The following is an 11,691-nucleotide window of genomic DNA, read 5'->3' as shown; positions in this document are numbered from 1 at the left end:
TGGGTCCATGGGGGCCTCCTTTGTCTGCGTGCGTGAATGGGGCGGGGTGCGCGCGGGCTTCAGCGGTGCGCCGGCCGAGCGGATGGATCGAGCAGCACCAGGCAGCTGCGGATGCGGCGGGTGGTCCAGAGCGCGGCGGCCTGGTCCAGCGTGTCGTCGATGCGAGGCGCGGTGGCACTCGCAGGCGTGCCGCCGCTGTGCTGCGTCCGCGGCTGCGCCTGCTGCTGTTGCAGCGGTTGCTGACGAGTTTCTAGATGACGCATGACAAGGCTCCTTCGCGTTGAAGGGCCTCGCGCACGGACGCACGCAAGCTGACTGAAAAAGCCAGTGACGAGAGGGGCGGGTATCGGGAGGAGAGAACCGCTTGCCGCGAGAGCAAGGGGGTCACGCTGCGTGCACGGCGGCCACAGCGCGGGAAGCCTGCGCTAGAGAGCCTGGAGTGTCACGCCTGCCGAGGCACGCGTCTTGTCACTGATCCAACTGGCACTGTCCACGCACGGGGCTCCGAAATGAAGATTTCACGATTGTTGCACCGCGGCATCGGGTGCGTCAACCTTTGGGATGGTGTTCCGCGATGCGAAAGAGGGCTGCCTTGCCGCGCGTCTGACGTCCCCAGGGGGGATCGCCACGCATAGCTTCTGCCGCAAGACTTTTCAGCAGCACCCAAAGTCGGCCTTGAATGGCAGGGGTGCTGAAAAGATGCCACTCGATAAATCGGAGGGCATTTGCACAGCAATGGCATCGATCGTGGCATTGCTCCAGCTGCGCGGGCCGTGCCAATTGCTAACAATTAATTGACGTATAAAAATCCGAGATGGGCGCGAACAGTGCAATTGTTAGCTAATTGCAAATGTCTCGGATTTCTGACAATCGTCGATTAGAGATATCAATTTGTCCCAATTGCCGATGCAATTGGATGCGCAGAGATTACGATTCGACACACTCAAAAATTGCTCTGATACCAACTACAGCTAGCTCCTTGCGCTCAATGAAGAAACTGGTTTTGTCATCACAGGAGCAGAACGGATTCACGCTCGTCGAGGTGCTGGTCGTAGTCGCGCTGATATCTATCTTTGCCGCGCTGGCGATCCCGTCGTTCTCGGCAATGATTGCCAATCAGCGAGTGAATTCCGCGGCGCAGGACTTGCAAATCCTGCTCCATTTCGCTCGTGCGGAGGGGGTCTACAAACGCACGCAAAGTACCGTCGCCGCCACGGGGCAGACGTGGCAAGCCAAGGTGGGGACTCAGGTGCTGCGCGAGGCTGCGCTGTCCGATGCCGTCAGCGTCGAGCCCGGCTCCTCCGGCGGCGTGGTCTTCGATGTGACGGGACAAGCCCACCCTGCTTCTGGCGGAGGTACGTCGTACGTGGTGTCGGTCTCAGGGGCCAATGCGTCCCGCGTGCAATGCCTCACCGTGACCGGCGCAGGCCTGGTCCGGATGAGAAGTGCGGCAACCAAGGAAGCCTGCTCATGAGGCTCGCATCTGTTCATCTCCGTAACGGTTCTTCCATGAACGTCCTTCGCTCCAGATCGCCATCCCGGCAAACGGGCGTGAGCCTCGTCGAGGTTCTCATCGCTGTTCTGATGGTAAGCATCGGCCTGCTCGGCGCCGCGGGCATGCATGTACGCGCCATCCAGTTCACCACCGATACCGAGCGGCGCCAGATGGCATCAATGGTCGCCTCCGAATTGATGGAGACCATGCGCGGCGACACACTCACCGTCCTGCAAGCCAACGGCACGCCCAAGGCAGACTTGGGCGGCTACGCGAAAGCCTCTGGGACCGAACTGGAGGTCGTCACGGGGGAGGATTGCCAACCCCTGGCTGCAGCTCCCGCCAAGCGCCTGGGCTGCTGGGGCGCACGCGCCAAGCAACTGATGCCCGAGTTGGGGGACGGCCTTATCAAGAGCAGCTTCGTCGTTGGCCTGGATGCCACAGCAGGGGTGATCTCGGTCACCGTGGCCTGGCCGGTCATGAAGGGTCAATGTCTGGACGGAGCAGACAATGATCATTGCTCCTACAAGCTGCAATCGAGGCTCTGAGCCTGTGTCGCGCACATGTTCGCGGACGCATGGCAGCGTCATCCGCCGCTCTCTTGACGCCGAGCAAGGCCTCTCGCTGGTAGAGCTCATGGTGGCAATGGCCGTGGGCCTTGTAGTCGTCCTGATCGCCACCACGATCTACATGGAAGGCTTGCGCAACTTCGGTTTCCGCATCAGTCAGAGCGAAAACCTCGGCAACAGCCGCTATGCGCTGGGAACGCTGGAGAACGAGTTCACGAAAGCCGGCTATCGGCGCGATCCGACGCAGGCAATGGAAAAGGCCTTTCCCGCGGACGACGCCGCGCATCCCAACGGCTGCCGGTTCACCGCGGGCCAGGCCATCTACGCAATTGACACGAGCACCTTGTGCATCCGCTACCAGCCGCGAGACAACAACGAAAAAGACTGCGCCGGTTCGTCGGCCGGCGTCGCCGGCCTGAAGGCTTATGAAGCGCCGCCCGCGCCAGCGCTGGGTGCGGGCCTGTTCGTGGAAAAGTATTTCCTCAGCCAGGGCAGGCTGGCCTGCCAAGCCGGAAGCCAGGCCACGGCGAAGAAAGAAGTAGCCGACGGTGTGCGCGGCGTGTTCTTCGAGTTCGGAGTCGGCAAGGGCACCGACTCGTTGGCCGAGCGGCGTGTAGAAGAGTTCAAGACCGGCACGCCAGCGGCGGACGACGCCATCAGGTCGTTGCGCTATGCCATCTTGCTGGCGAGTTCGACAGAAAGGGTCACCGGGGGCATGAGTTCCTCTGCATGCACCCGCTGGGAAGCCGTCGGCGGTGCCCGCACCAGTTGCGACACCAGCAAAGGCCAGCTCTACCAACTGGCGAGCGGCTCGCTCACCCTGAGAAACCTGATGCCATGAGCGCCCGCCACACCTCGTCTTCTGCCGGATGGGTGCGCCAGCGCGGCGCAGCGCTGTTCGTCGCCATGATCATGATGCTGCTGGTGCTGGTCTTGGCCGTGGTTGGAATGCGCACCATCACGCTTGAGTCGCGCATCGCCGGCAATATGCTCGAAAGCCAGAAGCTGCAGGAAACGGCGGACGGCGCGTTGCGAGAGGGCGAGCGAGCCATCCAGATGTACGGCTTGTCGCTCGCCAAATGTGCCGAGAGCGCGACCAGCCCTGTGGACAGTGCCAATAAGCCTTGCTATGTCTCGGATGCACGCACAGATACGCTCGGCTTGAACACTTCGTTCACCGTCAATACCAAGGCGACCGGTTTCAAGAACCCTTACGGCTTCTGGTATCCCCGCTACATCTCCACCGTATGCCCCGAGGGTTCGAGCGCCACATCGGCGCTCGAAGCCGCAAGCACCGGCTGCACCGAGTTCTACGAACTCAACGCCCAGGCAACCGCGGAAGGCACTGTGCAAACCTGCGGTCCGGATGCGTTCTGCCTGCGCTCCACGGTCAATCTGTTCATCAAATAGTCGAGGAGGGCTGCGATGGCTCGCTCCACATGTTCAACCCGCTCACCTTTTCGTCTCTTCCACACGGTCGGCTTGCTGGCAGCCGCGGCGGCGATGCTGCTCGGCCAGCATCTTGCGACTGCGCAGGACAATGGAGACACGGCTCTGGCACAGACGCCGCTGTTCGTGAGCGAAGGCAATCCGCCGCTGAACATGCTGGTGATGGGGCGCGACCACAAGCTCTACTACGAGGCCTACAACGACGCCTCCGACCTGAACGGCGACGGCGTGATTGACGTGGGCTACAAGCCCGACCAGATCGACTACTACGGCTACTTCAACAACAACGCCTGCTACGAGTACGCCAACGACAAGTTTTCGCCCGTCGCTGCCGCCACCGGTGCCAGGAAAAAGATCTGTGCCGGCGGAACCCGCTGGAGCGGCGACTTCCTCAACTATCTGGCCACGTCGCGCATGGATGCCATCCGCCGGGTGCTCTATGGCGGAATGCGGGTGACCGACACCACCAGCAGCACTGTCCTGCAGGCGGCTTATGTGCCTCGTGACGCCCACGCCTGGGGCAAGGCCTACGACCCCGTTCGCGACGGCGCCGTCTACAACATCAGCGACTACGCGCCGCTGACGCAGCCGGCGAGCGGTACCCGCCATCTCTTCGCGGTAACCACGCTGGGCGAAAGCGGCGACAACGCGATTCCTCGTCTGCGAGTCCTCAACGACTCGAAGTTCCAGATCTGGGACTGGGTGTCCAAGGAAGGGACCGCCGGGCAGGACCTTTGTTTGGGCGGGGCGGCGTGCGAGACCGGCAATGGGAGGGAGGCCTTCGAGATGTTGCCCGGCAATGCCTATCGCGGTCTGACCATCACGACGTGGAAGAAGACGAACTACGCGTGGACACCGAGGAACGGGTCGGATATGGATAGTTTCTTCACCGCGAACGGGACCAACGCCAACAGGTGCGGTTCGAGCGCGATCAGCGTGATCGACACCACCGGTGCAGGCAACAACCCTTTCAGCGGTAGCAATGGTTGCTCCCATGAGAACTACCTGACGCAGATCGATGGTGAGATCTACATTTCGACTGCAGGGACCTATACCTTCGCAGTCGATGGGGACGACGCCGTGGAGGCCACCATCGATGGCACACGCTGGGGCAGGTATGGCAGCAACAGCGCCGACCGCAGCCAGAAAGGCCTGAAGAGCCGCCAGGACATCACCTTCGCGACGACAGGCTGGAAGACGGTGAGATTCCGCCACGTCGAGGCAACCGGCGACGACAGCTGGGGGCTGGCGCTGAAGCTCACGCGGCCCGCCAGCACCATCGCGACCCACAAGATCCGTGTGGAGGCATGCGCCAGCACCAACGCAGCGCTGCGTGAAACCAGCTGCAAGTCCTATCCGAACAACGGCGGCACCGCCATCCACAAGCCGACCGGCTTGCTGCATGACTTCGGCGAGAACAACACGATGTACTTCGGGCTGCTCTCTGGCTCGTACCAGAAGAACATTGCGGGCGGCATCCTGCGGCGCAACATGAGCAGCTTTGCGGATGAGGTCGATCCGCAGACGGGCGTGTTCCGAACCAACGTTGCCGGCGTCGTCGCCAACATCGACCGGCTGCGTTTGATCGGCTTCAACGGCAGCGGGTACAACGAGTGCGACTGGATCACCGACGGCCCCATCAGCGGCAAGACCGATCCATCGATGTGCGCGATGTGGGGCAACCCGGTGGGCGAGATGATGTTCGAGACGATGCGCTATTTCAGCGGTGCATCAGGTGCGCATCGCCAGTATGACTACGGCAGCGGCGCCAAGGACAGTGCAAATCCCCTGAATCTCTCGAAGCCCGACTGGGTGTCGCCCTATGCGGCAAAGACTGCCGGTGGCGGCGGCTACCAGCATTGCGCACGGCCCGTGATGGCAGTGCTCAGCGACATCAATCCCTCGTACGACACGAAGATGCCGGGCAGCCGTTTCCAGTCCATTGCAGTCAATGCGGATGCCCTGGGCGGGTTCAATGTGGCCAGCGAGGTGCAGGCCATCGGCGCGGCCGAGGGCATCCACGGCAAGAATTTCTTCATCGGCCAGTCGAACTCGACCAACGCCAACGGCGCGCCGTCGGTGAAAACGGTCGACGATCTTTCCTGGGTGCGTGGCCTGTCGCCTCAAGAGCCCAGCAAAGAAGGCAGTTTCTACTCCGCCGGGGTCTCGCGCTTCGCCGCCAACAATGCGGTTTTCGGCAATGCCAAAGGCAAGAACCGGCTGATGACTTATTCGGTCGCCATTGCGTCCCCGCTGCCGGAGATTCGCTTCCCCGTGCCCGGTGGCCGGTTCGTGACGATCTCCCCCTTTGCCAAGTCCGTGACTGGCTTCGGCATCGATCCCACGCGCTTTGCACCTACCAACCAGATCTTGGACTACTACGTGGACCGGATCGCCAACACCGGCACGGCCGACAAGAACGCCAGCATCAACGAAGGGCGTCCCTATGCCGAGTTCCGCATCAACTACGAGGACGTGGAGCAGGGCGCCGACCACGACATGGATGCCATTTCGAGCTACACCGTTTCGTTGCAGGCGAACGGTACCGTCAAGGTCGACATGCAGTCCGAATATGGGGCCGGCACCATCGGCCAGCACATGGGCTATGTGATCTCGGGCACCACCCAGGACGGCATGTATCTGGAGGTGCGTGACAAGGACACGGCATCGGTGTATTACGCGCTGAATACGCCTCCCGGCCGCAGTCCTGGCTATTGCGTGGGACGACCCTACGCCCCGGAGTGCATCGGCCTGCCACTCTCGGCCAGCCGGACTTTCACTCCCAGCACGGCCAACTCTTCAGGCAGCTTCCTCAAGGACCCGTTGTGGTACGCCGCCAAGTACGGCATGCCGGGGCGCAATCCTGCCTCCGTCAAGGGCGATCCGGACAATTATTTCCTGGTCACCAACGCGACCACGCTGAAGGCGCAGATGACCAAAGCCTTCAATGACATCCTGCAGAACAACAACTCGGTGACGGCAGTGTCCGTGGACATGCCCGGCGGCACGATCGCTGCGGGGGCCGACATCTATCGCACGCACTTCGAGGCCGATGGCTGGATCGGCGATGTGATCCGCGAGAAGCTCACCGAAAGCGCTACCAACGGCTTGAATTACGAGCGGCAGTGGAGTGCGGCGGACCAGTTATCCAGCCGCGGGACGCCCCGGAACATCCTGTATGCCGGCGCCGGAGGCGCCACGCCGACCTTGCGTCCCTTCACCTTTGCGGGCATCAACGGGCAGCCGGCCGATGCTGCCTGGCTCACGGCGCTCAACAGGAACCCGGCGAACAACCAGGCGGATGCAAAGGCCGAGGAGCGCATCGGCTTTCTGCGCGGTGAGAACAGTTTGTTCCGTACCCGCAAGAACCTGGCCAACGGAAGGCCCAACATACTGGGTGACATCGTCAATTCCTCGCCGTTGCGCGTGAGGGGCGCGCTCTACCGGGCGGGCGCGGCGGACGCTCTGGAGGGCGAGGGCAGCAACTATGCGGGTTTCGTTTCCGACCAGGCGGGAAAGCCCGAGATGATCTATGTGGGCGCGAACGACGGCATGTTCCACGCCTTCCGCGCCGAGAACGGCATGGAGGAGTTCGCCTTCGTTCCTACGGCGATGCGCAACAAACTGAACACGCTCACCATGTTCGATTACGGCAAGAAGGACGGCACGCCCCACCGCTACTACGTGGATGGCACGCCTGTTGCCTCGGACGTGTATTTCGGCAATGCGTGGCATAAGGTGTTGATCGGCAGCCTGGGCGCCGGCGGCAGGCAGGTGTTCGCGCTGGACGTCACCGATCCCGCCTCGCCGCGACTGCTGTGGGAATTCGGCTCCGATCAGAATTCCAGCATGGGCAATTCGCTGCCGCAGCCGACCATTGCTCGCCTCAACGATCCTGCGCTTGGCAAAGGTAAATGGGTCGCACTGGTTCCTGGCGGCTATCAGGGGGGAAACAGCACGGCGAGCGGTGGCGGCGCCAGCCTGTTCGTGCTGGACATAGCCAACGGCGACGTGCTGCGGCGCTTCGATCTGGATGGCGGCATGACTGCCGCCGAGCTGACGGCTTCGATGCCTCTGGGCAATGGGCTGTCGCGCGTGTCCGCCGTCGATCACACCCGGGACGGCAAGGTGGACGTGGCCTATGCAGGGGACCTGGCGGGCAATGTGTGGCGCTTCGACATGAGCAGCGGCGATATCTCGGCGTGGACGGTGAAGAAGCTCTTCACCGCAAAGGATGCGGACGTGGACGGCAAGCGCCAGGCCATCACTGCGGCGCCCTACGTAGTGCCCCATCCGACGGGAAAGGGCAAGCTGGTGATCTTCGGTACAGGCCGCCTGTTGACGAGCAGCGACAAGAGCAGCACGCAAAAGCAGACCGTCTATGGAATTTGGGATCGCTACGCAGACGCGGGGGCGACGGCGCCCACCTCGTTGCCGACGGCGTCCAAGTTGCGCGCCGATCTGCAAAGCCAGTCCTTCGCTGAGCTGGTGGCGGGCTCGGGCAGCTTCTCCCTGACGAACAACGCGGTTCGTTGGTACAGGGCCAACGCCACCGGCAAGCGGGACTCCGATGTCGAGAAGTGGGGCTGGGTCGTGGACCTGCCGCGCAACGGGGAGAAGGTGGTCTACGAGATGACGCTGTACGGCAAGGGGCTGTTCCTTTCTTCGGTGCGGACTGCAGAGGACCCTTGCGCGGCAGGCATGAGCGGCACGATCTACGGCATTGACCCCAACGGTGGCGGCCGCACGAACTACGTCGTTTTCGACATGAATGGCGACGGGGTCTTCAATGCCGCTGATGCGTTGGGGGCGGGGCATGGCCAGGTCAATGGCACGGGAACGGGAGCAGGCAAGCAGACCATTCGCGCGGAGCGGGTGTTTGACCCCAGCCGGAACGCCGAACGGCGAGTCAACCATGGATTGCAATTCGGTCGTCAGAGTTGGCGCAAGCAGCCGCCCAACCCGCCCAAATGACGAAAAAAAAATGTCTGTGAAGGAGAAACCAGTGCGCAATGCTGAAAGGGGCTTCACCCTGATCGAGCTGATGATCACAGTGGCCATCGTCGGCATCCTCGCTGCGATTGCCTACCCGTCGTATACGGAATACGGCTTCCGTGCCCGTCGGGCGGAAGCGCAGAACTTGCTTAATGAGGCCGCTGCTCGCCAAGAGCGGTGGAAGGCGCAGAACGGCAAGTATGCGGCGCCAGCAGACCTTGCCAAGCTGAAGCTGCCGAACGGCGATAAATCGGGGAACGGCTATTACACCCTGACCTTGACTCAGGCCAGCGACGGCGGCGACGGTGGATATGCATTCAAAGCCGCACGTGCTGGCGTACAGGCAGCCGATCGCAAGTGTGGCGACTTCACGTTGGATGCCACGGGCAAGAAAGGCATGGCTGCGGATACGCCTGGTACTGTGGCGACTTGCTGGCGTTAGGTGATTGTGGTGTGATGAAGCAATGTCAGTTTTACTAGTGTGCACCGGCAATATCTGCCGCTCCCCCACGGCCCACGTGCTCCTCATGCACAAGGCACGCGCGGCCGGCTTCGAGATCGAGGTCGACAGCGCCGCCATCTCCGACGAGGAGCGCGGCAACCCGCCCGACCCGCGTTCGGTGGCCGAGGCCAGGCGCCGCGGCATCGAGATGCATGTGCACCGCGCGCGTCAGGTGCGCAAGGCCGACTTCGAGCGCTTCGACCTGATCATTGGCATGACGGCCCAGCATTGCGCCGCGCTGCGCAGGCTCGCGCCTGCGGGCACGGAGGGCAAGATCCATCTGTTCACTGAGTTCGCCGAAGGCATCGATGGGGACGTGCCCGACCCCTGGTACGGCGGGCAGAAAGACTTCGTCGAAGTCTTCGACCTGATCGACCATGGCGTCGATGGCCTGCTCGCGAAGCTTCAGGCCGAGGCGCGCTGAAGGCTACTCGCAGAGCACCCGGATCGAGGGCGGAATCTGCACCGCCCGGATGCCGCCGCCTTCACGCTTCGCCGCGAAGATCCTTACCTCCTCGCACTCGAGGATCAAGTCGTCGCCGCGCGTGACGCGGTAGGTCTGCACGAAGCTCTTCTCGCGCCATTCCTTGATGCGCACCGCGATCTGCAGCGTGTCGCCGTAGCTCGCGGCCTTGACGAAGCGCGTGTGCGTGTCGACCAGCGGCGTGCCGATCACGCCCAGCGTCTGCGTGGTTTCTTCCCAGCGCGGCACGCCGCACTCGGCGAAGAAGTGCCGCGAGGCAGCGTCGATCCAGCGGAAGAAGTTGGGAAACCAGACGATGCCGGCGGGGTCGCAGTCGCCGAACTCGACGCGCGCGGTGTAGACGACTTCCTTGAGGTTGTTGCTGTTGCTCATCAGCCCATTCTCGTCGGCAGCCACAAGGCAATGATCGGGAACGCGATCAGGATCACCAGGCGCACGATGTCGGTCACGATGAACGGCAGCACGCCCTTGAAGATGGTGGTGAAGCTCACGTCCTTCACCACGCTCTTGATGACGAACACGTTCATGCCCACCGGTGGATGGATCAGCCCCAGCTCCACCGTCATCACGATGATCACGCCGAACCAGATGGGGTCGAAGCCCAGGTGCACGATCACCGGGTAGATGATGGGCACGGTCAGGATGATCATCGCCATCGCGTCCATCAGGCAGCCGAGCACCAGGTACATCAGCATGATGAGCGCGAGCACGCCGTAGCGGCCGATGCCCAGGCCGGTGAGGAACTCGGTGAGCTTCTGCGGGCTTTGCGTGATGGTGAGGAAGTAGCCGAACAGCAGCGCGCCGATCAGCACAGTGAACACCGCCGCAGCCGTGCGCGTGGCCGACAGCAGCGCCTCGCGGATCTTCGGGCCGTCGAGCTTGCGCCGCACCAGCCCGAGGATGAACGCACCGCTCGCACCCACGCCGCCCGCCTCTGTCGGCGTGAAGAAGCCGCCGTACAGGCCGCCGATCACGAACACGAACAGCACCAGCGGCGCCCACACATTCTTCAGGTCCTTCACGCGTTCCGACCACGGCTTGACCTCGCCGCCGGGCAGCCAGTCGGGCCGCAGCTTGACGATGATCGCGATGGTCAGCACGTACATCGCCATCGCCAGGATGCCGGGCACGATGCCCGCCATGAACAGCTTGCCGATGTCCTGCTGCGTGAGGATGGCGTACACGGCCAGCACGGTCGATGGCGGCAGGATCGCGCCCAGCGTGCCGCCCGCGGCAATCACGCCGGTGGAGAACGACTGCGGGTAGTTGAAGCGCCGCATCTCCGGATACGCCACCGCGGAGAAGGTGGCGGCCGTGGCCACCGACGAGCCGCAGATCGCAGCGAAGCCGCCGCACGCCACCACGGTGGCCACGCCGAGGCCGCCGCGCAGGTGGCCGATCATCGAGTTGGCGGCCTTGAAGAGCTCGCGGCTCACGCCCGACACCGAAACCAGCGCGCCCATCAGCATGAACATCGGGATCACGCCGAAGGTGTAGTCGGTCACGGTGCGCATCGAGGTCTGGCCGACCAGCTTCAGCGCCGGCCCGGGGCCCACGAGGTAGCTGTAGCCGGTCACGCCCACCAGGCCCATCGCCATGCCCACCGGCACGCGCAACAACATCAATACGAACAGGGCGACGAAGCCCAGCACTGCCACTGCATCGGGGCTCATTCGTCCGCCTTCTGTTCTGCGTGAACTTCTTCGAGTTGCTCGGGGTGAAAGATCAGCCGGTAGGTGCGGATCGCGATCAGCAGCACCGCGCACACGTCGCCGGCCCAGGCCACGGCATAGAACGGCCAGGTCGGAATGTTCAGGTCATAGGTCTGCACGTTGTCGACGTAGGTGCCGCGCACCTTGTCGAACAGCATGGCGGTCTGCACCGCCACCACGAACAGCAGCACCAGCGTGGCGAACACGTCGATCGCGCGCTTCATGCGCGGGCCCGCCGCCGTCCACACGAGGTCGACCGTGATGTGGCCGCCGCGGTAGCTGGTGGCCGCGATGCCCCAGAAGATCAGGATCCCCAGTAGCATGCGGCCGAAGTCGTAGGCGTCGGGGATCGAGGTGTCGAAGAACTTGCGCAGCACCACGGCCACGAAGATGTTGAGCGCGACGATCCCTACAAAAACGGCGGCGAGCCATTCAATCGTATTGATCGCGCGGTCCATGTAGCTGGCGGACCGGGTAGCCATCGC

11 protein-coding genes are annotated in these 11,691 nt (G+C 63.1%); 7 read left to right on the top strand and 4 right to left on the bottom strand.

Annotated features, from left to right (window positions below; genetic code table 11):
• Positions 1 to 59: 59 nt before the first annotated feature.
• Complete coding sequence (locus tag AC1RVW_RS15445) at positions 60 to 263, bottom strand: hypothetical protein (RefSeq protein WP_409196757.1); 204 nt, start codon at positions 261 to 263, stop codon at positions 60 to 62.
• 725 nt (positions 264 to 988) lie between these two features.
• On the opposite strand from AC1RVW_RS15445, the gene AC1RVW_RS15440 reads away from it, so the two are divergent.
• The 7 genes from AC1RVW_RS15440 to AC1RVW_RS15410 are packed head-to-tail and all read left to right on the top strand — an operon-like array spanning position 989 to position 9,434.
• Positions 989 to 1,474 (top strand): GspH/FimT family pseudopilin, encoded by a 486-nt coding sequence (locus AC1RVW_RS15440; protein WP_493200902.1) that lies wholly within the window; start codon positions 989 to 991, stop codon positions 1,472 to 1,474.
• Positions 1,471 to 2,043: a type IV pilus modification protein PilV gene (gene pilV / locus AC1RVW_RS15435; RefSeq protein WP_493200900.1), complete on the top strand. Its 573-nt coding sequence runs from the start codon at positions 1,471 to 1,473 to the stop codon at positions 2,041 to 2,043. The genes AC1RVW_RS15440 and pilV overlap by 4 nt, the downstream gene beginning before the upstream one ends.
• A gap of 4 nt (positions 2,044 to 2,047) precedes the next feature.
• Complete coding sequence (locus tag AC1RVW_RS15430; RefSeq protein ID WP_493200928.1) at positions 2,048 to 2,905, top strand: PilW family protein; 858 nt, start codon at positions 2,048 to 2,050, stop codon at positions 2,903 to 2,905.
• Positions 2,902 to 3,474, top strand: a complete 573-nt coding sequence (locus AC1RVW_RS15425; protein WP_493200898.1) for a pilus assembly PilX family protein — start codon at positions 2,902 to 2,904, stop codon at positions 3,472 to 3,474. Before AC1RVW_RS15430 ends, AC1RVW_RS15425 begins: the two co-directional genes overlap by 4 nt.
• 15 nt (positions 3,475 to 3,489) lie before the next feature.
• Positions 3,490 to 8,487, top strand: coding sequence for a pilus assembly protein (locus AC1RVW_RS15420; RefSeq protein WP_493200896.1), 4,998 nt, complete (start codon positions 3,490 to 3,492; stop codon positions 8,485 to 8,487).
• Positions 8,488 to 8,497: 10 nt separating this feature from the next.
• The gene (locus AC1RVW_RS15415; protein ID WP_493200894.1) at positions 8,498 to 8,950 is read left to right on the top strand and encodes a type IV pilin protein; all 453 of its coding nucleotides are present in this window, start codon (positions 8,498 to 8,500) and stop codon (positions 8,948 to 8,950) included.
• Between the two features lie 22 nt (positions 8,951 to 8,972).
• Positions 8,973 to 9,434, top strand: coding sequence for a low molecular weight protein-tyrosine-phosphatase (locus AC1RVW_RS15410; protein WP_493200892.1), 462 nt, complete (start codon positions 8,973 to 8,975; stop codon positions 9,432 to 9,434).
• A 3-nt stretch (positions 9,435 to 9,437) separates the two neighbouring features.
• Here AC1RVW_RS15410 and AC1RVW_RS15405 read toward each other — a convergent pair whose 3' ends face one another.
• From AC1RVW_RS15405 to AC1RVW_RS15395, 3 genes are read right to left on the bottom strand one after another with little or no spacing between them, the layout of a single operon-like run.
• Positions 9,438 to 9,866, bottom strand: a complete 429-nt coding sequence (locus AC1RVW_RS15405; protein ID WP_106938119.1) for an acyl-CoA thioesterase — start codon at positions 9,864 to 9,866, stop codon at positions 9,438 to 9,440.
• Positions 9,866 to 11,167 (bottom strand): TRAP transporter large permease, encoded by a 1,302-nt coding sequence (locus tag AC1RVW_RS15400; RefSeq protein WP_106938120.1) that lies wholly within the window; start codon positions 11,165 to 11,167, stop codon positions 9,866 to 9,868. Before AC1RVW_RS15400 ends, AC1RVW_RS15405 begins: the two co-directional genes overlap by 1 nt.
• The gene (locus tag AC1RVW_RS15395) at positions 11,164 to 11,688 is read right to left on the bottom strand and encodes a TRAP transporter small permease (protein WP_234383038.1); all 525 of its coding nucleotides are present in this window, start codon (positions 11,686 to 11,688) and stop codon (positions 11,164 to 11,166) included. The genes AC1RVW_RS15400 and AC1RVW_RS15395 overlap by 4 nt, the downstream gene beginning before the upstream one ends.
• Positions 11,689 to 11,691 lie beyond the last annotated feature (3 nt).

It is taken from the genome of Variovorax sp. MPBD4-3, assembly GCF_058809745.1.
This window is presented reverse-complemented; position numbering and strand designations above follow the sequence as displayed.

What these genes read in the sequence shown, in the direction of transcription:
- AC1RVW_RS15445 (WP_409196757.1), bottom strand. Translation starts at nt 263, where the DNA reads ATGCGTCATCTAGAAACTCGTCAGCAACCGCTGCAACAGCAGCAGGCG.
- AC1RVW_RS15440 (WP_493200902.1), top strand. Translation starts at nt 989, where the DNA reads ATGAAGAAACTGGTTTTGTCATCACAGGAGCAGAACGGATTCACGCTC.
- pilV (WP_493200900.1), top strand. Translation starts at nt 1,471, where the DNA reads ATGAGGCTCGCATCTGTTCATCTCCGTAACGGTTCTTCCATGAACGTC.
- AC1RVW_RS15425 (WP_493200898.1), top strand. Translation starts at nt 2,902, where the DNA reads ATGAGCGCCCGCCACACCTCGTCTTCTGCCGGATGGGTGCGCCAGCGC.
- AC1RVW_RS15420 (WP_493200896.1), top strand. Translation starts at nt 3,490, where the DNA reads ATGGCTCGCTCCACATGTTCAACCCGCTCACCTTTTCGTCTCTTCCAC.
- AC1RVW_RS15415 (WP_493200894.1), top strand. Translation starts at nt 8,498, where the DNA reads ATGTCTGTGAAGGAGAAACCAGTGCGCAATGCTGAAAGGGGCTTCACC.
- AC1RVW_RS15410 (WP_493200892.1), top strand. Translation starts at nt 8,973, where the DNA reads ATGTCAGTTTTACTAGTGTGCACCGGCAATATCTGCCGCTCCCCCACG.
- AC1RVW_RS15405 (WP_106938119.1), bottom strand. Translation starts at nt 9,866, where the DNA reads ATGAGCAACAGCAACAACCTCAAGGAAGTCGTCTACACCGCGCGCGTC.
- AC1RVW_RS15400 (WP_106938120.1), bottom strand. Translation starts at nt 11,167, where the DNA reads ATGAGCCCCGATGCAGTGGCAGTGCTGGGCTTCGTCGCCCTGTTCGTA.
- AC1RVW_RS15395 (WP_234383038.1), bottom strand. Translation starts at nt 11,688, where the DNA reads ATGGCTACCCGGTCCGCCAGCTACATGGACCGCGCGATCAATACGATT.